Source organism: Fictibacillus gelatini DSM 15865 (genome assembly GCF_000430745.1).
Lineage (GTDB): Bacteria > Bacillota > Bacilli > Bacillales > Fictibacillaceae > Fictibacillus_A > Fictibacillus_A gelatini.
Genome location: NZ_AUMP01000001.1, coordinates 73,173 through 99,016 on the forward strand (window position 1 = coordinate 73,173; position 25,844 = coordinate 99,016).

Genomic DNA, 25,844 nt, shown 5'->3' on the forward strand with positions numbered 1-25,844 from the left:
CTTTCTTTAAAAACTATACACTAGTGTTTCCAAATTTATCTTATCATAAACTTCATTCTAGTGCAACTAAAGCCTAAATTCCGCTAAAAGAGGGAGAGTTGGTTTGCTTCCGGCAAACCCGCCAGACAGCCGTGGTCATCCAAGTATTCAACGATTGTTTTTGATAGCCTTGCCCGCTGCTGCAAATCTTCCTTCGAAAGAAACTCCCCTTCTTCCCGGGCTTTCACGATGTTTAAGGCCGCATTTGTTCCGAGTCCCGCGATGGAGTTAAATGGAGGAATTAACTTGTCCCCATCAACGAGAAACTCTGTGGCGCTTGAGCGATATAAATCTACTTTTCCGAATGAGAAGCCTCGCTCACACATTTCAAGCGCCAATTCAAGCACGGTTTGCAAGTTCTTTTCTTTCGTTGAAGCATCAAGGCCTTTGGCAGAAATCTCTTCAATTTTCGAACGAATGGCTTTTGAACCGCGAATCATTGTATCGATGTCAAAATCATCCGCCCGAACTGTAAAATAAGCGGCGTAAAAATAGATCGGATAATGCACTTTAAAATAGGCAATCCTTACAGCCATGAGCACATAAGCGGCGGCATGGGCTTTTGGGAACATATATTTGATTTTCAAACATGAACCAATATACCAATCCGGCACATTGTTTTTCTTCATTTCCTCAATCCATTCTTCCGTCAGCCCTTTTCCTTTCCGGACGCTTTCCATGATCTTAAATGCGACGGATGGTTCTAGCCCTTTATAAATTAAATAAACCATAATGTCATCACGGCAACCAATAACGTCTTTTAATTCGCATGTGCCGTTTGCGATTAATTCATTGGCGTTGTTTAACCATACATCCGTTCCATGGGACAGCCCGGAGATTTGGACAAGTTCGGAGAAAGTCGACGGTTTCGTTTCTTCAAGCATTTGTCTAACAAATTTTGTACCGAATTCCGGGATGCCGAGCGTTCCCGTTTTGCACATAATTTGTTCTTCGGTTACGCCTAACACTTCTGGTCCGCTGAATATTTTCATGACTTCAGGATCAGATGCAGGAATCGTTTTTGGATCGATGCCGCTTAAGTCTTGAAGCATCCGAATCACGGTCGGATCATCGTGTCCGAGTATATCAAGCTTTAACAGGTTATCATGAATAGAGTGGAAATCAAAGTGTGTCGTTTTCCATTCTGAATTTTTATCATCGGCCGGAAATTGAATCGGGCAGAAGTCAAAGATATCCATATAATCCGGGACGACGATTATGCCTCCCGGGTGCTGGCCTGTTGTTCTCTTGACACCCGTGCATCCTGCTACTAATCTGTCAACTTCAGCTGAACGGAAATTGATGTTATGGTCTTGAGCATATCCCCTGACATAGCCATATGCCGTTTTATCGGCTACCGTTCCGATTGTCCCTGCCCGGTAAACGTAATCTTCACCGAAAAGCACTTTCGTGTAATTGTGCGCTCTTGGTTGATATTCACCCGAAAAGTTCAAATCAATATCGGGTACTTTATCTCCTTTAAAGCCAAGGAATGTTTCAAACGGAATGTCCTGGCCGTCTTTTTTGTAAAGGACATGGCAGTTCGGACACTCTTTATCCGGCAAATCGAATCCGGAACCGACAGACCCGTCATCGAAAAAGATGGATTCCTTGCATTCCGGGCAAACATAGTGGGGAGGGAGCGGATTCACTTCCGTAATTTCCGTCATTGTCGCAACAAATGAAGATCCGACCGATCCCCGCGAACCGACAAGATAACCATCGTCAAGCGATTTTTTAACGAGCTTATGCGAAATTAAGTAAATAACGGCAAAACCATGGCCAATGATGCTGTTCAATTCTTTTTCAAGACGTTTTTCAACGATTTCCGGAAGGTTCTCGCCATAGATGCTTTTTGCCCTTGAATAACTCATCTCGCGGATTTCATCTTCGGCCCCCGGAATTTTTGGCGTATACAAATCATCGGGGATGGGTTTAATGTCATCTATCATTCTCGCAATCTTTTGCGTATTGCTGACAACCACTTCAAACGCCTTTTCCTCCCCGAGGAAAGAGAAGCAATCAAGCATTTCATCGGTCGTCCTGAAGTGAACAGCAGGCAACTCTTGCTTATTTAACGGATTCGCCCCTCCCTGGCTCGAGATTAAGATTTTTCGGTAAATGGCATCCGTTTCATTAAGATAATGAACATTTCCTGTTGCAACGACAGGCTTATTTAACTTTTCCCCTAACTTGACGATGTTTGTTAATATTTCTCTTAATGCCAGCTCATCTTGAACGAGCTCTTTTTCAATTAAATGATAGTAATTGGATGGAGGCTGGATTTCCAAATAATCATAAAAGGCTGCGATTCCTTCTACTTCTTCCGCTCCTTTTTGCATCATGCCTTCGAACACTTCGCCCTTATCACAGCCGGAACCGACCAATATTCCTTCCCTGTATTTCGAAAGCCGTGATCGGGGAATGCGCGGCGTTCTGTAAAAATAATCGATATGGGATTCCGATACGAGCTTGTACAAGTTTTTAAGCCCCTGCTGCGTCTTTGCGAGCAAAATGCAATGAAAAGGACGTGAGCGCATAAATCCGCCCTTGCCCATATTGTCATTTAAACGATCATGGTATTCTATCCCGCGTTCAACCGTCTCTTTTAATAGTTTCCAAAGCAAATAACCCGTTGCCTCTGCGTCATAAATGGCGCGGTGGTGTTGGGTTAATTCGATATCGAATTTCTTACAAAGCGTATTCAAACGATGGTTTTTTAAGTCCGGCAATAAAAATCTGGCAAGTTCAAGCGTGTCAATGACAGGATTTTTCGCTTCTCCTAAGCCCAATTTACGGAATCCTTCGTTTAAAAAGCCCATATCAAAGCTTGCATTATGGGCAACTAAAATCGAATCGCCGATAAATTCATGGAAATCTTTCAATACATCTTCAATTTCAGGTGCATCCTTTACCATATCATCCGTTATTCCCGTTAAGTTGATCGTAGTATCAGATAATGGTTCGTGCGGATTAGCAAAACGTTCGAAACGATCGACGATTTCGCCGTTGATCACTTTGACAGCGGCAAGCTCGATAATTTTGTTATAAACGGCGGAAAGACCTGTCGTTTCCACGTCAAAGACGATATACGTATCATCGATCAACTTTCGATGCTGTTCGTTGTAAGCAATTGGAACGCCGTCATCGACAAGATTCGCTTCCAGGCCATAAAGCACCTTGATTCCATGTTTTTTGCTTGCTGAATAGGCTTCAGGGAACGATTGGACAACCGCATGATCCGTAATCGCAATCGCTTCATGCCCCCACTTTTTCGCCTGCTCGATTAAAACTGACGCAGATGTTACTGCATCCATTTGGCTCATCGGAGTGTGCAAATGAAGCTCGACGCGTTTTTTCCCTTCTTCCGCTTTATCAGCCTTGCTTACAGGTGTGATTTGATTAATATCATTTGCGATCATGACAAGGTCCCGGACGAATGTATCGTTTTGAATGCCGCCGCGCACTTTAAGCCAGACGCCCTTTTTAATCGATTGCAAAATAGGTACATCTTCCTTATCCCTTGAGAAAATCTTGACCATTATCGAATCCGTGTAATCGGTTATTTTAAACGTTAATAACGTACGGCCACTTCTTAACTCTCTTGTTTCGGCATCAAAAACATACCCCTGGATCGTAATTCTCCGCTCCTCGTCAGAAATCGTTTCAATCGGAACCGGGTCATCCTGGATTTTATAGCCGACCATAATTTCGGTTTGAGCGGGAGCGACTTCCGATTGTTTCTTATCCGCTTTTTCTTTTTCGATGAGAGCGGCCAATACTTTATCACGGTCTTCTTGTTCTTTTTGTTCGATGAATTTTTGTACTTCTTCCTCACACTGCTGTACGTTTAGTTCAAACTGGACATGGTCAAAGCCAAACGTTTGATAGACGCCTGACAGACTAGAGAGGAGCTTCCGTTTGACCAGCTCTTCTTCGGCAGCATTTCGAACCGTGAGCATTAGCTTTTTGCCATTAATCGCTGGCTTCTGAGATTCTAAAAGGGGAGCCAGTGAACCAGCCTTCTCTTTCATCCGTGTGCAGCAAATCGGCCAATAGTGAACGAGTAGCTCGTCATCAAACGTTTTATTTTCCGTTGTGATCGAAAAAGAAACGGTTGCAATATGTTGAAAGGTTTCCATCAGCCTGGTGGAAAGCAGCTCAAAAATAGAGACAGGAAGCACTTCATCCAATGAAAAATGAAAATGCCACCTCCGGCTATTTTTCTCAATAATGAGCTTTACAATTTTCCCGTTCCTGAAATAATCCATATAATCATCCGGAATGGAAATTTGCTGTAATAATAATTCAAACCGCTCTTTTCTAATGTTCTCATCAATGTTCATAATGGCCACCTCCCATATATAAGGGTACCTCTATGCTGCTAAAGAGGTACCCTCGTGTACGCAAATTAATGATCAATTTTATTTAAAAAGAATTTATGGATATCGTTCCATGTAACAACTAACATGAGCAACATTAAAAACGCAAATCCGATAAAATGGACAAGCCCTTCCTTCTGAGGATCAACCGGTTTGCCCCTTAGCGCTTCAAGGAGCAAAAACATCAACCTTCCGCCATCAAGTGCCGGAAGCGGCAATAAATTGAAAATGGCAAGGTTCACACTTAATGCAGCAGCCCAGCGCATAAGAACAAAAATCCCTTGTTGTGTAGCCTGGCTTGTAAATTGAAAAATGCCTACGGGTCCCGATAATTGTTCAAATCCGTGCTTTCCGGATATTAATTCGCCCAGCCCTTTAAAAATCATCGTTGTCATCATCCATGTTTCTTTGGCACCATACGAAATAGAGCCGATAATCGAAAAATTCGTTGGCTGGAAAGATCCGATATAACCTTCCGAATGTTTCTTGTCCACTTGACGTTCACCAGGCACGATAGGAACCGTCATGATTCGCCCATCCCTATTAATTTTAAACATTAGCTTCTCTTTCGGATGCTGCTGGATCGTTGAAACAAGCTCATCCCAGCTATTGACCGACTCACCGTTGATGGAGAGCACTTTGTCCCCTTTTTGAAGCCCTGCTTTTGCGGCAGGATCATTCGGGTTGATTTTTCCGAGTTTTGCTTCATTGGAAGGAATGCCTTGAATGAGGGCAAAACACATTAAAATGACAAATGCAAGTAAAATGTTTGCAAATGGACCAGCAAAAATAGCAAGCGTCCGCTGCATCAATGTCTTTGAGCCAAATTGCCTGTTATATGGAGCGATTTGCGTTTCCTGGTAATCGGCTACATAAAATGCTTTTTCGTTCACTTTGAAACGCGTAAGGTTTCCATCTTCATTTTCATACCCTTCAATGTACAATTCATGCTCTAAGTCGGCCGACTCCACCGTAATTATTTTTTGCACAGGGTATTTTTCCTTATGATTAACAATGATTTTCTCGACTTTTTGCTCCGTGTCAAAAATAAGGCCTACCCGATAGCCCGGCTTTAACTCGATTCCTTCAGGGTCCTCCCCTGCCATCCGAACAAACCCCCCTAACGGCAGGAGACGAATCGTATAATTTGTCTCATTTCTTCTAAAAGCAAATAACTTTGGTCCAAATCCAATGGCAAACTCACGGCATAAAATTCCTGCTTTTTTTGCCAGGAGCAGATGGCCTAATTCATGAAAAAAGACAAGAGCCCCTAATATAATCACAATGGCAATCACGGTATCCATACGCTTTACCCACCTTTAATTTACTAGTGACAGTATTAACTTCCGGGTTTCTTTATCAACATGCTGAATTTCTTCAAGCGATGGTGACTGAATGACTTCATGTTGATTCAATGCTTCTTCAATGAGATCATCAATGGTTAAAAACGCGATTTTTCTCTCAAGAAAAAGACGTACGGCGATTTCATTGGCCGCATTCAAAACTGTAGTCATCGTTCCACCAATTCGTCCCGCTTCATAAGCCAATTTTAAACATTTAAACCGTTCAAAGCTTAGCTTTTCAAAATGAAGCTTTCCTGCTTCCCATAAGTTTAACCTTTTTACCTCATGTTGTTCAAGTCTTAAAGGATAGGATAATGCGTACTGAATCGGCACTTTCATATCTGGATTTCCAAGATGGGCAATAGTGCTTCCATCAATAAACTCAATCATTGAATGGATGATGCTTTCTTTATGTAAAAGTACGTCAATTTGAGAATATGGGATATTAAACAACCAATGCGCCTCAATCACTTCTAATCCTTTATTCATCATCGTTGCCGAATCGATTGTGATTTTTGCCCCCATTGCCCAGTTCGGATGCTTTAGGGCATCTTCAACTGTAACATCCTTCAGCTCTTTTCGTGTCAGGTCACGGAAGCTTCCGCCTGAAGCAGTAATAATGAGCCGTGATATTTCACTCTTTCTTTCTCCATTTAAACATTGAAACAACGCTGAATGTTCACTATCGACGGGCAACATCTGCACGCCATACTTTTCTACATGCTCCATCACGATATGCCCTGCAGTAACAAGTGTTTCTTTATTAGCCAGGGCAATTCTCTTTCCCGCTTCGATCGCTTTTAATGTCGGCACAAGTCCGACGCTTCCCATAACGGCATTGACAAGAACATCCGAGTCGCTATATGCCGCAACTTCAATTAGCCCTTCCTCACCGTGAACAATTGTAATGCTTGATGGCAGTTCTGTCCTTAATTTCTCGGCATCCTCTTTATTTTGCACACTTACGAGCTGCGGTTGAAATTTAGCAATAATGCGCTTCCCTAATTCAATATTTTTACCAAAAGAAACCGCTGCTAATTGGAATTCTTCCGGGTGTGCGGCGATCACTTCTAACGTTTGTGTCCCAATCGACCCGGTGCTGCCAAGAATACTGATTTTTTTCATAAAAAACTCCTTTTAAGTCCAACTTATTCATCGTTTTACATTTTTAGTCTAACGGTTATGAAAGTAAATGAAAAATATGCAAAATCGGGAAAGCAAATAGCCAGCTGTCACAACGATCTAATATCCCGCCATGTCCCGGCAGTATATTTCCTGAATCTTTTACACCGTATACCCGTTTAAAAGCGGATTCGCAAAGGTCTCCTATTTGTCCAAAAACGGCGACTAAAATAGCCATTAAAATAACAGATAGATAGGAATAGTCAACAAATCCGAGTATATTGAAAATCGTTCCGACAACGATGCTGCTAATAATCCCGCCAAGAGAGCCTTCAATTGTTTTATTCGGGCTGATCATTGGCCACAATTTCCGTTTCCCGATTGCTTTACCAACAAAATAAGCACCTGAATCAGTCGCCCAGATCATAAATAATACAAAAAATAAGATATGCATGCCGCCTTCTAACATACGTGTCGCATTGATGTAATAAAACCCATACCCCACATACAATGCCGATAAAACAATAAAACCCGCATCATCAAAGGTAAACTGATTTTTCGTAATCACCGTTGCAAAAAGGACTAGCAAAACCGCAAGAACTACCCCATCGCTTTTTTCGAACGAAAATCCGAATAATTCATGCACCCAATGGTTCGGCATAGCGATGAGTATCGTTAGCAAAAATGCGATAGCCCCCTGAACGGAGAGATGAGGGATTCCTTTCATTTTTAACAACTCATAAATACCAACTGCAGCTAGCAGCATAACGACAATTGTAAATGGAAGCTTACCATAGATAATAACAGCTATAAATAGAACTGCCGCAATAAGGCCAGTAATAATCCGCTCTTTCATAAATCCTCCTTTAAGCCATCCTTTTCTTTAGGATAGCTAAAAACCGTCAGACCCCGCCGTAACGTCGTCCTCGATGTTGATAATCATAAATGGCCTGTATAAGATGCTCGCCTTTAAAATCCGGCCATAATACATCCGTAAACCAGAATTCGCTATAAGCAAGCTGCCATAACATGAAATTGCTTAATCTTACTTCTCCGCTTGTCCGAATCAACAGATCTGGATCGGGCAAATCAGCACTCATTAAATATTGATTAATAAATTCTTCATTAATGATACTACTCGTTATTTTGCCGCTTTGAACGTCTCCGATAATTTTTTTTACCGCTTCTGTAATCTCATTTCTGCTGCCGTAATTTAAAGCGAAATTTAAAACGAGACCATCATTATATTTCGTTCGCTCAATCGCTTCATTGACGGCATTTACCGTGTGTTCCGGCAGAACATCTTTGTTTCCCATAATTCTTACTTGAACATTTTCTTCAATTAATTCCGGTAAATAGCTATTTAAAAATTCTCCCGGCAACTTCATTAAAAAGTTCACTTCATCACGAGGTCGCTTCCAGTTTTCCGTTGAAAATGCGTATAAAGTCAGCACCTTTACCCCGATTCGATTTGCTTCCATTACAATTTTTTTCACGACTTTCATTCCCTCATGATGTCCGGCGATACGAGGCAGCCCTCTTTTTTTCGCCCATCGGCCGTTTCCATCCATTATAATGGCAACATGCCTCGGAATGTGATTTTCTTTTAATTCAACGTCATCTTTATTCTCTTTTTTCCAGAAAGTCATTCTGCCAAGCATGGCAAAGCCCCCAATTATTACAGACTTGATTCAAATGCAGCTTTCGATCGTCTTCATGTTAATTACTATAATAGTGCAAAAAAACCCCCTGTAAAAAGAGGGCTTTTTTTATTTTATTTTACATCGAAATCGATTATACTTCCATGATTTCTTTCTCTTTTGCACCCGCAATCGAATCAACTTCTGAAATGTATTTGTCCGTCAGCTTTTGAACATCATCGTTGTAACGACGAAGCTCATCTTCCGTAATTTCTGACTCCTTCTCCAGCTTTTTAAGCTCATCGTTTGCTTCGCGGCGGACGTTCCTGAGTGCCACCTTGGCTTCTTCAGCAAACTTTTTAACCAATTTAACAAGTTCTTTTCTTCTTTCTTCCGTTAGAGGAGGAATCGTAATTCGGATGACCTGACCATCGTTAGAAGGAGTAAGCCCAAGATCCGATTTTTGAATGGCTTTTTCAATATCAGCTAATGCGGATTTATCATATGGTTGAATAACGAGCAAACGTGCTTCAGGAACAGTAATTCCGGCTAACTGATTGATAGGTGTCGGTGCACCGTAGTAATCGACTTGAATTCGATCGAGCAAAGAAGGATTGGCACGTCCAGCTCTTATTGTTGCAAGTTCACGTTGGAAGGCGCTAATCCCTTTTTTCATTTTATCCTCAGCATTTGACAATACTTGCTTGCCCATTAGTTTCTCCCCCTTATAATCGTACCGATTTCTTCGCCCAGAATGGCCCGTTTAATGTTTCCTTCTTCCATGATTGAAAAAACAATGAGTGGGATATCATTATCCATACATAAAGAAGAAGCAGTTGTGTCCATGACTGCAAGACCTTCTTTTAGAAGATCCAAATAGGATAAATGATTATATTTTACAGCGGTTTGATCAATGGTAGGATCTGCGGAATACACGCCATCCACATTATTTTTCGCCATTAAAATAACTTCCGCTTCAATTTCAGCAGCTCTGAGGGCTGCCGTCGTATCGGTTGAAAAGTAAGGATTGCCTGTTCCGGCAGCAAAAATAACGACACGTTTTTTCTCAAGGTGACGAATGGCTTTTCGACGAATGTAAGGCTCTGCTACTTGACGCATTTCAATAGATGTCTGTACTCTCGTTTGCACACCAATATTCTCTAAACTATCTTGAAGAGCAAGGGAATTCATTACTGTGGCGAGCATACCCATATAATCAGCAGAAGCACGATCCATGCCCATCTCGCTTCCTGTTTTGCCTCTCCACAAATTGCCTCCGCCAACGACGACGGCAACTTCCACATCAAGATCAACAATATCTTTAATTTGTCCGGCAATCGATTGAATCACACTCGGGTCAATTCCGATTCCTTGTTTGCCTGCTAATGCTTCTCCGCTTAGTTTAAGGACAACTCGTTTGTATTTTGATGTCTCCATAAATTCCCTCCGCACATCACCTTTTTTGTTCCATTACTACTGTAAAAAGAGGGAACACACCGTGCCCCCTGACCAACACTTACGATTATTTATTTTTAACTTGAGACATTACTTCTTCAGCGAAGTTTTCTTCGCGTTTTTCCATGCCTTCGCCGACTTCATAGCGGACAAATGATTTTACGACAGCACCTTTTGAGCTTACGTATTTACCTACTTTTTGATCCGGATCTTTAACGAAAGATTGGTCGTTTAAGCAAATTTCTTCAAAGAATTTTCCAAGACGGCCTTCGACCATTTTTTCAACGATATTCTCCGGTTTGCCTTCATTTAATGCTTGTTGCTTCAATACTTCACGTTCGTGGGCTACTTCTTCCTCGCTCACTTGATCACGGGAAATATATTTAGGATTTACAGCAGCTACATGCATGGCGATGTCTTTCGCCAAAGCTTCGTCGCTTGTTCCTTCAAGAACAGTAACGACACCGATGCGTCCACCCATGTGCAAATATGTTCCAAATACGCTATTGTCACCTTTTTCGATGATTTCAAAGCGGCGAAGAGAAATTTTCTCTCCGATTTTAGCAATCGCATTGTTAATATAATCCGTTACAGAAACGCCTTCAGCTTTAATTTCAGAGCTTAACGCTTCTTCTAAAGATGAAGGAGAAGTTTCTAATAAATGCTTCGCTAAAACTGAAATCAATTCTTTGAAGCCTTCGTTTTTTGCTACGAAGTCTGTTTCGGAGTTCACTTCGAGAATAACCGCTTTATTTCCTTCAACGATGACGGAAGTAAGTCCTTCAGCCGCAATGCGGTCCGCTTTTTTCGCAGCTTTAGCGATTCCTTTTTCACGAAGGTAATCAATCGCCTTATCCATATCTCCGTTCATTTCAGTTAATGCCTTTTTGCAATCCATCATGCCTGCGCCCGTTTTTTCACGCAGTTCTTTTACCATTTGTGCTGTAATGGCCATTAGTTTTTTTCCTCCTTATAAATTATGTAACAGTTAAAAAGGTGATAAAGGGTTTTCCCCTCTATCACCCTTAATTGTTTACTTATTATGCAGATGTTTCTTCGTCGTTTAGCTCTTCAGGTGCATCTGTCCCCTGGTTAGATTCCATGATTGCATCCGCCATTTTTCCAGTAAGAAGTTTAACCGCACGAATCGCATCATCGTTACCAGGAATTAAGTAGTCTACTTCATCCGGATCGCAGTTTGTGTCCACAATTGCAATGATCGGGATGTTCAGCTTACGAGCTTCTGCAACCGCAATGCGCTCTTTGCGAGGGTCTACCACGAATAAAGCGTCAGGTAGTTTGTCCATTTCCTTTATACCGCCAAGGAATTTTTCAAGACGTTCCATTTCTTTTTTAAGAAGAATGACTTCTTTCTTAGGAAGAACTTCAAATGTACCATCTTCTTGCATTCTTTCAAGTTCTTTTAAACGGTTGATACGCTTTCTGATCGTACCGAAGTTTGTTAATGTTCCACCTAACCAGCGTTGGTTAATGTAGTACATTCCACTGCGTTCAGCTTCTTCCTTAACAGAATCCTGTGCTTGTTTTTTCGTTCCGACGAAAAGAACTTTACCGCCGTTTGCCGCGATGTCTCTCATCACGTTGTAACATTCTTCAACCTTTTTCACTGTTTTTTGAAGGTCGATAATGTAGATCCCGTTACGTTCAGTAAAAATGTAACGAGCCATTTTTGGATTCCAGCGACGAGTTTGATGTCCGAAGTGTACGCCGGCTTCCAACAATTGTTTCATTGAAATAACTGCCATAATGGCACCTCCTATGGTTTTTTTTCCTCCGAACGCCTCATTTTTAACCGGGACTGCATGTAAACAGCACCACCTGATTAAATCAGCGAACGTGTGTGATTAACACCAAAAGTAAATATACCATATGGGTATCTTTTATCGCAAGAGCTTTTAAGAGTTATCGGTAAAATTTTAATAATAATTCTACTTCACCTTTACCTTTATTCAGTTTTTTTGCGATTTCAGTTGCATTATACCCTTTTTCGGCAAGCTTCATAACATCTTCGTATTCTTCCCGAAGATCAACTTTCTGATCTACTTGATTTTCATTTCGTTCTCGTTTCTCATGGGCATGCTCAAAATGTTCTTGAAGCGCTTTATAAAGCGCTTCATTTTCTTCTTTCATCTGGATGGTATAAGCTAAAAGTAGATCCTCGATTTCATTTTTAAATCTCTCATCCTCCTCAAGGCGGCTCGCACCGCGATTCATTTTTTGCCAGAGAATGACGATACAATAAAATGATAGAAGGTTTAAAACAAAACAGATAACGACTAAAAAAACGAGCATTGTATGATCCCCTTAAAGTTATCTCTTATTACAAATAGCGTTTTAGAACCTGCCTTAGTCGGAATAACGCTTTTGAATGAATTTGTGAAATCCTAGATGTCGACAAACCTAAAACTTGTCCGATTTCCGTTAACGTTAATTCTTCGTAATAGAACAAGCTAATAACGAGCTGTTCTTTTTCGCTTAATTCACTGATGATAGATGCAAGTTCCGAATAAAGTTCTGACTCGATTAGCTTCGATTCAGGACTCTGCACCTTTTTATCCTCTATAGCGAATCCCGTTTTTTCTTTATTTTCATTTTCACGATTTTCATCATCGATTGAGAGGACGTTGGCAAAAAAGCTTTCCGATAAGACGCTCGTTACTTCTTCTTCAGTAAGCCCTACTTCTTTTGCCACTTCGTCTGCTGTTACGGTCCGCAAATTCCTTTGCTCTAATTTTTCGATCGCCGCTTCAATTTTTTTTGTTTTTTCCCTGAGAGATCTTGGTAGCCAATCTTCTCTTCGAAGACCATCTAGAATTGCGCCTCTTATTCGAAACGAAGCATATGTATCAAATTTCAAATCCCTTTCTAGATCGAATTTTTCAAGGGCATCATATAAACCGAGCATCCCAAGGCTATTTAATTCATCTTTATTAATATTTTTTGGTAATCCTGTAGCGATTCTCTGGACATGATATTGTACTAGCGGCAAATACATTCTGAGAATCGCTTCCCCGATTTCCCTGTCACGAGTTGCATTCCATTTTTCCCATAATTCCTGTTCAACTGAGACGGAAGTTGATGTAGCCATCTCTACTCCCCCTGTTACAATTTACTTAGAAGCACGAAACTCTAGTGTTTTTTCGTGTCATCTTAAATTGTTATCATTTTAAATGAATACGTATCAATTCATCGATTTAAATTACATATATCCCCATATCAATTGTTTTTATGGATAATTCCGCCGTTTGTGGATTAAATTCAATTGTTCTTCCTTTATTCCCGCCCGTATCTTCAGCAACAAGGCGGATGTGCAGACGGTCAAGCTCTTTTTTGACAGCTTCTACATTGCGCGGACCTACCCTCATCATTTCATTTCCCCCTGCGAACTGAAACATTTGTGAACCGCCTGCAATTTTCGCCTTCACCTCATGTGCGCCAGCTCCCCATTTTATAAGATTTTCGAGCAATAGCGGTATGGCAGTATCCGCATATTTTGCTTTATTGATCGGCTTGACTCTCGTTAATTCGGAATTCGGCAACATGACATGTGCCATTCCTGAAATTTGCTTTCGTTCGTCAAACAGGACGACGCCTACACATGATCCTAAACCGGTCGTCCTTATAAGCTGTGGAGCTTTTGCAATATTCATATCGGCTATTCCTACTTTTATTACATCATTCATCCAGTGGAACCCCTAACGCCTGGAATATTTTCTTAAATGAGTCCGGGTCCGGTAACAAGAAGAAATAGCCTTGAATTTCATGCGCTAAGTGTTCTGATTGATCGATAAACGTCGTGTTGATAACAATCGCATGATCGCCAGCCCGGGATAGTTCAAGCAGACCAAAACTTAATATTGCGCCGGCCATGTCGATGCTTAAGGCAGGAGGGGACGGCTCAACATTCAGTTTTGTAAAATCCGCAAGCGACGAAAGGTAAGATCCGGCTATAATATTACCCGCTTCTTGCAGGGCGGAAATCGCGAGTTCAGAAAATGCATGTTCACTCCTTGCTGCCAATTCTTCACCAATAAGATCGCGGCTCAGCCTTTTAGCCTGTTTGACTGGCAGCATAAAAAACATGCTGCCGGGTGCATCCCCTTCGATTCGTAAAAAAACCGATGATACAACCGTTTCAGGCCCCCCAACCAATTCCGTGATTTCCTCAAAATTCACGATTTTGACAGAAGGAACTTTCATTTCGATCGGCTTATTTAAAAGCTGGCTCATTGCGGTAGCGGCATTTCCGGCCCCGATATTCCCCACTTCTTTTAAAATATCCAGGTGAAAAGATGTGAAGTTTTGCTCAAAATTCATTACAATCCGCTTCCTATTTGCTCAAGTTGGTTCAACTCTTGTTGATTGAGCACTTTTTCTAAGTTCAGTAATATTAATAAGCGGTTTTCTAGTTTGGCTACTCCCTCAATGTATTCGGCACATACTCCGCCTACGACTTCAGGAGGCGGTTCTATGGCGTCAACCGGAATATCAATCACATCATTCGCTCCGTCTACAATCAGCCCTACTTCCATCATATCGACTGTAACAATGATAATTCTTGTGTTCTCGTTCGTTTCAATCTCTTCCATATTAAAACGGCTTCGCAAATTAAGAATTGGTGTGACAATCCCCCGTAAATTGATGACACCTTTAATAAAGTCGGGCGTTCGCGGAATTCTTGTGATGGGCAAAACTCGTTCAATCGACTTCACTTGATGGACATCAACTCCGTATTCCTCATCATTTAATTGAAAAACAATTACTTTCTTTTCATTCATTTTTAACACCCCGCAACCAATTTTTTCTTATTGTATTAATGCGTTACAATCAATGATTAGAGCAACCTGGCCATCTCCGAGAATCGTCGCGCCCGATATAGCAAAGACGGAGGTTAAATAAGACCCGAGCGACTTCAAGACAATTTCTTGTTGCCCGATAAAAGAGTCGACGACAAGGCCTGCCATTTTCTCCCCTTTTCGAACGACGACAACCGGGTAAAATCGGTCTTTTTCAGAAACAACAGGAACTTCGAAAATGTCTTTCAAAAAGATGAGCGGGACAACTTTCCCTCGAAAATCAATTACTTTTTGATGATGTGCCGATAAAATTTCTTCTTTTTTAATAACGGCTGTTTCGATGATTGACGAAAGAGGAATCGCATATTTTTCTTGCTGCACTTCCACTAATAAAGATGGAATGATCGATAAAGTGAGTGGAAGCTGGATCGAAAAGACCGTTCCAACGCCAGGTGTCGATTCAACCGCTACTTGACCGCCAAGCGATTCAATCTTACTTTTTACCACATCAAGACCTACTCCGCGACCGGATATGTCAGAGATGTGATCCGCAGTAGAGAAACCTGAAGCGAACAACAATTCATCGATCTGTTTATCCGTCATAGAAAGCGACATTTCCTTTGACACAATACCGTTTTCAATCGCTTTTTTCAGCACTTTTTCACGATTGATTCCAGCCCCGTCATCTTCAATTTCAATAAAAACGTGGTTGCCGCTATGATAAGCCCGTAAAGTAATCGTCCCCTCTTCGGTCTTTCCTTTCTTTTTGCGAACATCGGGCAGCTCGATCCCATGATCGATCGAATTGCGCAACAAATGAACGAGCGGGTCACCGATTTCATCAATTACCGTACGGTCCAGTTCCGTCTCTTGACCGATGATTTCCAGATTAATCGATTTATTCAACTCTTTCGCAAGCCCTCTCACCATACGCGGAAAGCGGTTAAATACTTGTTCGACCGGAACCATTCGCATTGTTAAAATAATCCCTTGTAAATCAGAAGAAATTCGCGCCATATGTTCGACCGTCTCATTTAATTCACTGTTTCTTAAATCTTTTGCGATATCTTCTAATCTGCCACGGTCAATAACGAGCTCTTCGAACAAATTCATTAATTGGTCAAGGCGATCGATATTTACCCGAATCGTTTTACTTGTAACAGCAGTTTGGCCTTTCTGTCCAGACATTGCTTCTTTCGCATGATCCGTTTTTTCCGCTGTTAAATTAGCTTCTTGTTGTTCTTCGTTCGCCTTTGTTTCAGTGCTGCCGGGAGTTTCTTCATCCACAGACTTTAAAAGCTCCCTCGTAATCGGGTGAACATCAACGTTCGTAATCTCTGAAACTCTTAAAATGCGATCGATCAATTCTTCGCTTGAAGTTTTTGTAATAACCGTTACTTGAAATTCGCTATCAAACTCCTCTTGTTCCAGCATCTCTACAGATGGGACTGACTTTACAACTTCTCCAACCTGTTCGAGAACTTCAAAAACCATAAACACACGAGCGGCTTTCAATATACAATCATCCCTCAGGCGAATAATTGTATAAAATGCATTGTATCCCTGGTCGATGGATTCAAGAAGGACTGTTTTTTCGAAGGAATCGATCGCGAGTTCCTGCTCCCTGCCGTTGTCATCGTTGTTTGCATTTATAGGGGCAGCTTCCCCCTCTCCGTTTTCGATCGCAGCGAGCCTGGCTACCGTTTCCGTAACATTCCTTTTCCCATCGCCGCCATTGCTTATATCCAAAACCATTGCTTCCAAATGATCCAAACAAGAAAACAATACATCGAGGACATTGGACGAAACTTCTATTGTTTCGTTTCTGATTCCGTCAAGCACATTTTCCATGACATGCGTCAGTTGTGCCAGGTCTTCAAAGCCCATCGTGGCGGACATTCCTTTTAACGTATGTGCCGAACGAAATATTTCGTTAACGATTGATATTTCATGCGGCGTTTTTTCAAGAGCAATGATGTTATTGTTGATCGCCAATAAATGTTCTTTACTTTCTTCAATAAACACATCTAAATATTGATTCAATTCCATGACGGCATCTCCTGTTTACACATTATTTAAAATACATGATGCAAGATTCTCGAGATGAGCGATGTGATCGATTTTTCCGGTTTTTACAGCTGCCTTTGGCATCCCATAGATAACGGATGATTCTTCTGATTCCGCGATGGTTATGCAATTTCTTTGTCTTTTCAAGTTAATAATGCCACTGGCCCCATCAACGCCCATTCCTGTCATGACAACTGCCACTTTGGAAAAACCCGTAAGATGAGCGGCACTGTCAAACAATACATTTACAGCCGGCCGATGTCCTAATGCCGGGGGATCTTCACTAAGCTCAATTTTTAGAATGCCTTTATCTTCTGCCACTTTCATATGCTTCCCCCCGGGGGCAATATAGGCGACATTGTTTTGAATACTCTCTCCATGCTCTGCCTCTTTCACCGTAAGCTCTGATAATGTGTTTAAACGCTCGGCTAAAGAGCGGGTAAACCCCGGAGGCATATGCTGAACAATTAATAATGGCGCGTTTAAAGTTTCTGGAAGCTTTGACAACAGTACTTGCAACGCTTTTGGTCCACCAGTTGACGTTCCGATAAGGACGATCTTCTTCAAAGAACATGGTGGCCTCTCAAATCTCTCAACCTTTTTCATTGGACTCATTATTTGAGGGCGCCTGTTCAGCTTCACTTTTGCTGCCAGCACCACTTTTTCAATTAATTCCGCTTTCACTTTCTCAATATCCAGTGAGATAGATCCGGACGGCTTGGCAACAAAATCGATGGCTCCGAGCTCCATGGCTTGAATCGTATGATCAGCGCCGGCCTTTGTCATGCTGCTTAGCATAATGACAGGAAGGGGAGTCGTCTTCATTAGAATGCGTAAACATTGAAGCCCATCCATAATTGGCATTTCAACATCCAGCGTTAAACATTGCGGCTTTAACTCTTTCACTTTTTTCAATGCATCTTCGCCATCCCGCGCCGTGCCAACCACTTCAATTCGCTCATCTGATGCGAGCATCGTAGAGATCAGTTTCCGCATAAAGGCTGAATCATCAACGACGAGAACTCTTATTTTTGCCACCGGAACCTCCTACCTTTCTATAAGAAATGACTTAATCTTGTTGATAAAATGACTGAAGGTAGCAGTTCGCTTTTTTTCATCTCCTATATACGATCTTGTTAATTGCTCCAACGATTTACTAATTTTTGCTCCCGGTAAATAAAGAGCAAATGGCTGTTGCGCCTTTACCGCTTGCTGAACCGCCACGTCATGTGGCAAATAGCCGATACAGTTAACGTTCATGTTCAGAAAACGGCTTGATACTTCTTGTATTTTTCTGGCAACCGCCCTTCCTTCCCGTTCATTTTCACATTGATTGATGACAGTCTGGATGGGGAGATCCCTATTTTTGAACGTTAAATACTTTATCATCGCATACGAATCTGTAAGAGAAGTAATTTCAGGTGTTGTTATGACGATCGCTTCATTACTCGATAATATAAACCGTAAGCTCGTCTCGGAAATGCCTGCACCTAAATCGAATATAATGAAATCGTAAACCTGGTTTAAATGTTCGAGCTGCGATATAAAGTAGGCTTTTTGCTTTTCGCCAAGTTGGAAAATTTCAGTTAACCCGCTTCCTCCTGCAATATAATCTAAGCCTGATGGCCCTTTTTCGATGATTTCGCGGATGGAGCGTCTATTTTCAAATATGTCGACGATCGTATAGCTAGTTTTCATTCCGAGTAGTAAATCGACATTCGCCATTCCAATGTCAAGGTCGAATAGTAAAACCTTCTTCCCGAGCTTCACAAGATTAAGAGAAAAATTAATGGAAAAATTAGTTTTCCCTACCCCGCCTTTGCCGCTGACAACAGAAATTACTTTTGTTTGCTCTTTTTTAGACTGCAGTTTTCTTCGCAAATTTTCTGCTTGATCAATCATTTTTCATTTCCTCTAAAAACAAATGGATTAATTCTTCCGCCTTTGCTTCAAACATGTCATCCGGCACATTTTGGCCGTTCGTTATATACGCAAGCTTCGCCTTTTGTTCGATCATTAAGTTGAGAATGGATCCAAAAGTTGCCGTTTCGTCTTTTTTCGTCACAATCACCTTATGGATTGGTAGCTTCTTAAACTGTTCATATATTGTTTGCATATCCCCATACTTGCTCGTTAATGAAAGGACAAGGTAATTTTGCATTTTGTCATCCATTTGAATGATGCGCTGCAATTCTTCAATATAATATCGATTGAAGAAATTTCTTCCGGCTGAATCGACAAGAATAAGATCATAGCCAGCAAACTTTTCTTTCGCCCTCTTAAAATCTTCAGTAGAATAAGCGACTTCACACGGAATGTTTAAAATATCCGCATATGTTTTCAACTGCTCAACCGCTGCAATCCGATAGGTATCTGTCGTAATAAAAGCGACCTTCTTCTCATCTTGAAGAACAGCTTTTGCTGCAATTTTTGCAAGTGTTGTCGTCTTTCCTACGCCGGTCGGCCCGACTAAATTCAAGATTTTCGCTTCATAATGAAATCCGCCAAAATCGCTTTTTAAGATCAAGCTGTTAAGCCTGTTATTCAGCCATATTTTCCAGGAAAATGCTTTCCGGTCTTCTTCATCCAACAATTGCCACTTTTTATCCATTTCCGCAGTTAACTGCTCTATTAGAGAAGAACTTACTCCCTGCTCTTCAAAGAACATTTTCCATTTTTGAATCGACTCATGGTGTTTTGTTTTCGCTTGATGGAAAGACATCGTTTGCACCATTTGCTTTAATTGGCGTATTTCCTTCGTTAATTCTTCATGCTCATTTGCCTGTTGGTGACGTATCATTTCTTGAGATGGCGATCCGTTCTTCTGCCCCGGTCTGGATGCCTTTTGTATAGGCTCAGGGTCAAGAGCGGCAATAACTTCTACACTCGTTTTCTTAAAGAAACCTAAAAACCCGCCTGTTTGAATCTGTCTGGAATTAAGAATAATGGCTTCCTTCCCAAGATCAGATCGAATCGTTTTCATCGCCTCGTTCATTGACGGAGCTATGTATTTCTTTACCTTCATTAAATATTCACCACCCCAATGCTCTGTACTTCAAGTTCGGGTTCCAGCTCATTGTATGAAAGGATGGCGATGTCCGGCATATACCTTTCTACCAATTGCCTTACATACATTCGGACTGCTGGAGAACACAATATAACCGGAGTGTGGTCAAAGCCGGTCTGACGCTCAACCTCTTTCGTAATCGAATCAAAAATAAGCTGTGAGTCGGCAGGATCAAGCGACAAATAATTTCCATGTTCGGTTTGCTGGACATGATCCGCAATTTTCTTCTCGACTGAACCTCCCAACGTAATCACTTTAAGCGGTTCGTTTTCGACCGAATATTGTCTTGAAATTTGCCTTGAGAGCGATTGTCTTACATATTCGGTCAACAAATCGGTATCCTTAGTCATTTGCCCAAAGTCGGCAAGCGTCTCAAATATAACCGGCAAATTCCGAATTGAAATTTTTTCCTTAAGTAATTTGGCTAGTACTTTTTGAATTTCTCCGGTCGACAATGGATCCGGGGTCACTTCTTCAACTAACGTTGTATTCGTTTCTTTTAAATGATCGATTAACTGCTTCGTTTCCTTGCGGCCTAACAGTTCATGCGCGTGTTTTTTAATGACTTCCGTTAAATGAGTGGACACAACTGATGGCGGATCGACGACTGTGTATCCGGACAATTCGGCTCGTTCTTTCATCTCTTCACCAATCCAGAGCGCGGGCAGCCCAAATGCGGGTTCAAGTGTTTCAATTCCCTGAACAGATGTGTCCTCAACTCCAGGGCTCATCGCCAGATAATGATCAAGAAGCAATTCACCTCTTGCCACTTCGCTTCCCTTGATTTTTATCCGATATTCATTTGGCGAAAGCTGAATATTATCACGAATTCGGACCACCGGGACAATCATTCCAAGTTCAAGTGCCAGCTGGCGTCTTATCATAATAATCCGGTCTAATAAATCCCCGCCCTGGTTCGTATCAGCAAGGGGAATTAGACTATATCCAAATTCAAATTCTATCGGATCGACCTGAAGAAGATTAACGACACTTTCCGGACTTTTTAATTGTCCGGTTTGGGTCTCACCTTCCATCTCTTCTTCAATTTCCTTCTTCCCATTTTCCGCCTTCGAAAGCATGAATCCGCCAAGACCAATGAGCCCACCGATCGTAAGGGTGATAAAATCATGAATCGGTGTAAATATTCCAAGGACGATAATCGTGGCGGCCGCAACCATCAACATTTTCGGATAAGCTAAAATTTGTTTTGATACGTCATAACCTAAATTGCCGTCTGATGCGGCTCTCGTTACGATAATACCGGTCGCCGTTGAAATAATAAGTGCAGGAATTTGACTGACAAGCCCGTCACCGACAGTTAAAAGGGTAAATGTATGGGCACTTTCGGCAAACCCAAGCCCCATCTGAGTCATTCCAATAATAATGCCAAATAAAATATTGATCAGGACGATAATTATGCCGGCAATGGCATCACCTTTCACAAATTTGCTTGCTCCATCCATCGCCCCGTAAAAATCAGCTTCTCGTTCAATTTTTTCACGCCGTATTTTCGCTTCTCTATCCGAAATCATTCCTGCATTTAAATCGGCATCAATGCTCATTTGTTTTCCTGGCATCGCGTCAAGGGTGAAGCGGGCCGCTACTTCAGACACACGTTCAGACCCTTTTGTAATAACAATAAATTGAATAATAACGAGAATAAAGAAGACGACAATGCCGACGAGAATATTGCCCCCAACAACAAATTCTCCAAAGGTATGGACAACATTTCCTGCCTTTCCCTGGCCAAGGATCGACCGTGTTGTAGAAACATTTAATCCAAGCCGGAATAATGTCACAAGCAACAGCAACGATGGAAAGATGGAAAATTGCAAAGGTTCTTGTGTATTCATTGCGATTAAAATGATAATTAACGCAAGCGTTATATTGACAATGATTAAGAAATCGAGCATCCACGTAGGAAGCGGGATAATAAGCATAGCAACAATTAATATCACTCCTACGAGGACACTGAGGTCTCTTGCTTTCAAGTCTGTTCCTCTCCTCGCCTGTTGTTTCAACTAATACTTTTTCTTCAATCGATAGACGTACGCTAAAATTTCGGCTACAGCCTTAAATAAATCTTCTGGTATGACGCCACCGATATCTACTCTGGCGTAAAGGCTTCGAGCAAGCGGCTTATTTTCAACGGCAACGACATTATGCTTTTTTGCAATTTCTTTCATTTTTACAGCCACATAGTCCATTCCTTTTGCAATGACAATCGGTGCATCGGCTTTTGTTTCATCATATTTTAATGCAATCGCATAATGGGTCGGATTCGTAATGATCACATCCGCCTGCGGCAGTTCTTGCATCATTCGCCTCATTGCCATTTGCCGCTGCTTTTCTTTAATTTTGGATTTAATTTTCGGATCTCCTTCTGACTTTTTATATTCATCTTTTATTTCTTGTTTAGACATTCGAATATTTTTTTCAAAATCGAATTTCTGATATAAATAATCGAGAAAAGCTAAAAACATAAGAAGGACCGATCCGTACAAACCCATTTGAAATGTTAGCCTCGAAAGAACATCTAAAGATTGGCTGCTGCTCAAATGGCTTAGCCTGAGCAATTGATCTTTGTTATTCCATAACACAAAGAATGTAATGATGCCGACTAATATAATCTTTAATAACGATTTAAACAATTCTACTAAAGCCCTTATCGAATAGATCCGTTTAAATCCTTGCAGTGGATTAATGCGGTCAAGCTTTAGCTGAATAGCTTCGGATGAAAATAAAAATCCGACCTGGATAAAGTTAGCGAGAAGGCCGCTAGCCAGCGCTACCCCTAGAACCGGGGCTACGATCGATGTTGCCTTCATCGCAATATTCACGAAAAGCTTTTGAACACTTTCTTCGGTTAATTCGGTTAATAACCCATTCTGTAAACCGTTTATTAAAAGTGCGAGAAGCTCAGTCCCCATTTTATTTGCCATAAATGATAAACACAAAAACGTAACAAACAATGTTATAGCCGTATTGACGTCGGCGCTTTTTGCCACTTGCCCTTTTTTTCTTGATTCTTGCCGCTTTTTCGGGGTAGCTCTTTCCGTTTTCTCCTGTGAAAAATATTGAAGATCAAGTATTCTTGCCATCTCCTATGTCCCACCTAACAGTTCCAATAACTTTCTCATTGCCTCCACCATTTGATCCACAAGATAATGAACGCTCATAAAAAAGGCTGGCAAAATGAAAATAAGTAGAATAAATGCAACGATAATCTTCAACGGCAGACCGACAACAAAAATGTTAAGTTGCGGAACAGTTCTTGCGACAATTCCAAGAGCAACATCAATTAAAAATAAAGAGCCGACAATTGGAATGGACATTTGAAAGCCAATTACAAACATAGCGCCGAATGTTGAAACGAAATATTTCGCCACATCGCCCGAACCGAATCCAAAAGACAGATCATTCACCGGCACGAAGGAATAACTGTAATAAATGCCATCCAGGAGAAGATGATGTCCATCCACACTTAAAATAAATAGGAGAGCAACTGTTTGTAAAAACTTTCCCATTAACGGCGTTTGTACCCCTGTTTGCGGATCGAAAACGTTCGCTATAGCAAACCCCATTTGAAAATCAATAAAACTCCCTGCAACTTGAATGGCATAAAAAAGAATTGCAGCAATCATCCCAATCGCAAGACCGATCATTGCTTCTTTAATAATGAGCAAGAAGTAGAAACCATCAATCGGTACCACCGGCATTTTCACTGAATAAGCAATCATCCATGATAAAAGGATTGACAAGCCGATTTTATGTACATTCGGTATATTTCTATAAGAAAAAAACGGAACCATTGCAAAAAAAGCGCTCACTCTTACAAAAACCAGTACATAAGTCGGCAACGAATTTAAAAATTGCAAACTCATCACTATGAACCTACGAATTTTGTTAAGTTCCCAAAAATTTGGTAAGTGAAGTTAAGAAGTTCCGACAGCATCCACGGTCCGAAAAAGATAAGCGCTAAAAGTACGGCAACAATTTTTGGAATAAACGCGAGCGTCTGTTCTTGAATCTGGGTTGTCGCTTGAAAAATACTGACAACTAAACCTACTACAAGCGCAAGCAACATAAGCGGCCCGCAGATCGCCAGCGTCGTATAGACCGCTTTTTCGGCGACTGATATAACAAATTGCGAATTCATATAGACACCTACTTGTTTAATAACTTAAAAGAAGAGACTTGACGATTAAATACCAACCATCAACAAGAACAAACAATAACAGTTTAAACGGCAGGGAAATCATCACAGGCGGAAGCATCATCATTCCCATGGCCATAAGCACACTTGAGACGACCATATCGATCACGAGAAAAGGCAGAAAGATCATAAACCCCATCTGAAATGCCGACTTCAGCTCACTGATCGTAAAGGCAGGAACAAGTGTAGCGAGACCAATATCACTTATATTTTTCGGTTGTTTTGCCTTGCTGTAATGTAAAAAAAGCTCTAAATCTTTTTGTCTTGTATGTTTGGCCATAAATTCTTTCATCGGCAAGGAACCTTTTTCAAACGCCTCTTCTTGAGAGATTTTACCTTTGATTAAAGGCGTAATGGCTTCTTTATTCACTTGATGAAAGGTCGGTGCCATAATAAAAAAAGTTAAAAACAGAGCAAGTCCGATGATTACCTGGTTTGGTGGCGCACTCTGGGTTCCTATTGAAGTTCTAACGAAAGACAGCACAATGACGATTCTCGTAAAGCTTGTCATTAAGATTAGAATACTTGGCGCAAGTGATAAAACCGTTAAAAGCAATAAAAGTTGAATAGTTGTTTCCAGGTTTCCCGGATGATGGTTTGATAAAAAGTCCAGGTTAATCCCCGGGAGTAAATCATTCATGAGGCTTCCCTTTCTTTCCGATTGTTTTCAAGAAGGTTTTTCTCTCCTCTGCCAGATCATCCAGCTGGCTTTTTAAAAGGCGGGAGAAATCCCGGGAAGACTTCTCTACCTTTACACCTTTTAATTTTACTAACCAATTACTAATCGTACGGGAGGACGGCGGCGATGGGGAAGCATCTGTTTTTGCTAAAAGCTCCTCTACTTCGTCTTCATCCGTAATTTCTTTTAACAGACTGACTGTTTCGCCAACGCCGACAACCAGTATAGTTTTCCCGACTTTTACAAGCTGAACAGAACGGTTAGAACCAACCCCTACTCCGCCGACTGTTTGAATACCACCTCTTTCGTGAAAGGTCTTCGTTTTTTTCTGAATAAATTTAAGTAAAAAATAGAGAAGAAAAAGTACGAATCCTAAGGCGCAAACGACCTTCACAATCGTTGTAAATGTGCTGCCATTTGATGGCGGTGATTGATTTTGATTTATCGATTCTTCATTGCCAGTCACAGAATGTTCTTGTTTTCCCTTATCGCCAACACAATCCCAGACGGTCTTGCATTCTTCCTTTTCTGTTTTCGAGAACGTTTTTGCATCGACAGGAACGCTTTGAATGACAAGTAACAAGACAATGAAGAAGATGAAAATGAGTTTATGCTGAATTGACAAAAGATGCTTCATCCTATTTCCTTCTTTAATCCATCGTCTTTTTAATTGCCTCGATGACCCGATCGGGCTGGAACGGCTTCACAATGAAATCTTTCGCGCCGGCTTGAATCGCGTCAATAACCATCGCCTGCTGGCCCATCGCTGAACACATAATGACTTTTGCATCGCCATTTATCTTTTTAATTTCTTTTAACGCGGTAATGCCGTCCATTTCAGGCATCGTTATATCCATTGTGACAAGGTCCGGTGATAATTCTTTATATTTCTCGACGGCCTGCATTCCATCAGCTGCTTCACCGACAACTTCATACCCGTTTTTTACTAAAATATCCTTGATCATCATACGCATAAATGCCGCATCATCTACGATTAAAATCCTATTTCCCATATTT

25 protein-coding genes are annotated in these 25,844 nt (G+C 41.2%); all 25 read right to left on the reverse strand.

Annotated elements, in window-relative coordinates; translation table 11 throughout:
• Positions 1 to 83: 83 nt before the first annotated feature.
• Entirely contained in the window at positions 84 to 4,385 is a 4,302-nt protein-coding gene (locus tag H538_RS0100380; protein ID WP_026675841.1) for a PolC-type DNA polymerase III, read from the reverse strand.
• Positions 4,386 to 4,450: 65 nt separating this feature from the next.
• A complete protein-coding gene (gene rseP, locus H538_RS0100385; protein WP_026675842.1) occupies positions 4,451 to 5,725 on the reverse strand; it encodes an RIP metalloprotease RseP in 1,275 nt (424 codons plus the stop codon).
• A 15-nt stretch (positions 5,726 to 5,740) separates the two neighbouring features.
• Positions 5,741 to 6,889: a 1-deoxy-D-xylulose-5-phosphate reductoisomerase gene (gene dxr, locus H538_RS0100390; RefSeq protein ID WP_026675843.1), complete on the reverse strand. Its 1,149-nt coding sequence runs from the start codon at positions 6,887 to 6,889 to the stop codon at positions 5,741 to 5,743.
• Between the two features lie 55 nt (positions 6,890 to 6,944).
• A complete protein-coding gene (locus H538_RS0100395) occupies positions 6,945 to 7,742 on the reverse strand; it encodes a phosphatidate cytidylyltransferase (RefSeq protein ID WP_026675844.1) in 798 nt (265 codons plus the stop codon).
• A gap of 46 nt (positions 7,743 to 7,788) precedes the next feature.
• Positions 7,789 to 8,547: an undecaprenyl pyrophosphate synthase gene (uppS, locus tag H538_RS0100400; protein WP_026675845.1), complete on the reverse strand. Its 759-nt coding sequence runs from the start codon at positions 8,545 to 8,547 to the stop codon at positions 7,789 to 7,791.
• Positions 8,548 to 8,680: 133 nt separating this feature from the next.
• Positions 8,681 to 9,238, reverse strand: a complete 558-nt coding sequence (frr, locus tag H538_RS0100405) for a ribosome recycling factor (RefSeq protein ID WP_026675846.1) — start codon at positions 9,236 to 9,238, stop codon at positions 8,681 to 8,683.
• Positions 9,238 to 9,963: a UMP kinase gene (gene pyrH, locus H538_RS0100410; protein WP_026675847.1), complete on the reverse strand. Its 726-nt coding sequence runs from the start codon at positions 9,961 to 9,963 to the stop codon at positions 9,238 to 9,240. Before pyrH ends, frr begins: the two co-directional genes overlap by 1 nt.
• 85 nt (positions 9,964 to 10,048) lie before the next feature.
• Entirely contained in the window at positions 10,049 to 10,936 is an 888-nt protein-coding gene (gene tsf, locus H538_RS0100415) for a translation elongation factor Ts (RefSeq protein WP_026675848.1), read from the reverse strand.
• 85 nt (positions 10,937 to 11,021) lie between these two features.
• Positions 11,022 to 11,747: a 30S ribosomal protein S2 gene (rpsB, locus tag H538_RS0100420; RefSeq protein ID WP_026675849.1), complete on the reverse strand. Its 726-nt coding sequence runs from the start codon at positions 11,745 to 11,747 to the stop codon at positions 11,022 to 11,024.
• A 157-nt stretch (positions 11,748 to 11,904) separates the two neighbouring features.
• Positions 11,905 to 12,294 (reverse strand): DUF6115 domain-containing protein, encoded by a 390-nt coding sequence (locus H538_RS0100425; protein WP_026675850.1) that lies wholly within the window; start codon positions 12,292 to 12,294, stop codon positions 11,905 to 11,907.
• Between the two features lie 28 nt (positions 12,295 to 12,322).
• On the reverse strand, positions 12,323 to 13,090 hold the full coding sequence (locus tag H538_RS0100430; protein WP_026675851.1) for a FliA/WhiG family RNA polymerase sigma factor: 768 nt from the start codon (positions 13,088 to 13,090) through the stop codon (positions 12,323 to 12,325).
• A 106-nt stretch (positions 13,091 to 13,196) separates the two neighbouring features.
• Positions 13,197 to 13,685: a chemotaxis protein CheD gene (locus H538_RS0100435; RefSeq protein WP_026675852.1), complete on the reverse strand. Its 489-nt coding sequence runs from the start codon at positions 13,683 to 13,685 to the stop codon at positions 13,197 to 13,199.
• The gene (locus H538_RS0100440) at positions 13,678 to 14,319 is read right to left on the reverse strand and encodes a chemotaxis protein CheC (RefSeq protein ID WP_026675853.1); all 642 of its coding nucleotides are present in this window, start codon (positions 14,317 to 14,319) and stop codon (positions 13,678 to 13,680) included. The genes H538_RS0100435 and H538_RS0100440 overlap by 8 nt, the downstream gene beginning before the upstream one ends.
• The gene (locus H538_RS0100445; protein ID WP_026675854.1) at positions 14,319 to 14,780 is read right to left on the reverse strand and encodes a chemotaxis protein CheW; all 462 of its coding nucleotides are present in this window, start codon (positions 14,778 to 14,780) and stop codon (positions 14,319 to 14,321) included. The genes H538_RS0100440 and H538_RS0100445 overlap by 1 nt, the downstream gene beginning before the upstream one ends.
• Before the next feature lie 27 nt (positions 14,781 to 14,807).
• On the reverse strand, positions 14,808 to 16,847 hold the full coding sequence (locus H538_RS0100450; protein ID WP_026675855.1) for a chemotaxis protein CheA: 2,040 nt from the start codon (positions 16,845 to 16,847) through the stop codon (positions 14,808 to 14,810).
• Between the two features lie 15 nt (positions 16,848 to 16,862).
• Entirely contained in the window at positions 16,863 to 17,903 is a 1,041-nt protein-coding gene (locus tag H538_RS0100455) for a protein-glutamate methylesterase/protein-glutamine glutaminase (RefSeq protein ID WP_026675856.1), read from the reverse strand.
• A 9-nt stretch (positions 17,904 to 17,912) separates the two neighbouring features.
• Entirely contained in the window at positions 17,913 to 18,767 is an 855-nt protein-coding gene (locus tag H538_RS0100460) for a MinD/ParA family protein (protein WP_026675857.1), read from the reverse strand.
• Entirely contained in the window at positions 18,760 to 19,890 is a 1,131-nt protein-coding gene (flhF, locus tag H538_RS0100465; RefSeq protein WP_026675858.1) for a flagellar biosynthesis GTPase FlhF, read from the reverse strand. The genes H538_RS0100460 and flhF overlap by 8 nt, the downstream gene beginning before the upstream one ends.
• Complete coding sequence (flhA, locus tag H538_RS0100470) at positions 19,890 to 21,923, reverse strand: flagellar biosynthesis protein FlhA (protein ID WP_026675859.1); 2,034 nt, start codon at positions 21,921 to 21,923, stop codon at positions 19,890 to 19,892. The genes flhF and flhA overlap by 1 nt, the downstream gene beginning before the upstream one ends.
• A gap of 30 nt (positions 21,924 to 21,953) precedes the next feature.
• Positions 21,954 to 23,033 (reverse strand): flagellar biosynthesis protein FlhB, encoded by a 1,080-nt coding sequence (flhB, locus tag H538_RS0100475; protein ID WP_026675860.1) that lies wholly within the window; start codon positions 23,031 to 23,033, stop codon positions 21,954 to 21,956.
• A gap of 3 nt (positions 23,034 to 23,036) precedes the next feature.
• A complete protein-coding gene (gene fliR, locus H538_RS0100480) occupies positions 23,037 to 23,816 on the reverse strand; it encodes a flagellar biosynthetic protein FliR (RefSeq protein ID WP_035349718.1) in 780 nt (259 codons plus the stop codon).
• A gap of 2 nt (positions 23,817 to 23,818) precedes the next feature.
• The gene (fliQ, locus tag H538_RS0100485; protein ID WP_026675862.1) at positions 23,819 to 24,091 is read right to left on the reverse strand and encodes a flagellar biosynthesis protein FliQ; all 273 of its coding nucleotides are present in this window, start codon (positions 24,089 to 24,091) and stop codon (positions 23,819 to 23,821) included.
• A gap of 16 nt (positions 24,092 to 24,107) precedes the next feature.
• Positions 24,108 to 24,788: a flagellar type III secretion system pore protein FliP gene (fliP, locus tag H538_RS0100490; RefSeq protein ID WP_026675863.1), complete on the reverse strand. Its 681-nt coding sequence runs from the start codon at positions 24,786 to 24,788 to the stop codon at positions 24,108 to 24,110.
• On the reverse strand, positions 24,781 to 25,464 hold the full coding sequence (locus H538_RS24935) for a flagellar biosynthetic protein FliO (RefSeq protein WP_051291168.1): 684 nt from the start codon (positions 25,462 to 25,464) through the stop codon (positions 24,781 to 24,783). The genes fliP and H538_RS24935 overlap by 8 nt, the downstream gene beginning before the upstream one ends.
• A 13-nt stretch (positions 25,465 to 25,477) precedes the next feature.
• A complete protein-coding gene (locus H538_RS0100500; protein WP_026675864.1) occupies positions 25,478 to 25,840 on the reverse strand; it encodes a response regulator in 363 nt (120 codons plus the stop codon).
• Between the last annotated feature and the right edge of the window lie 4 nt (positions 25,841 to 25,844).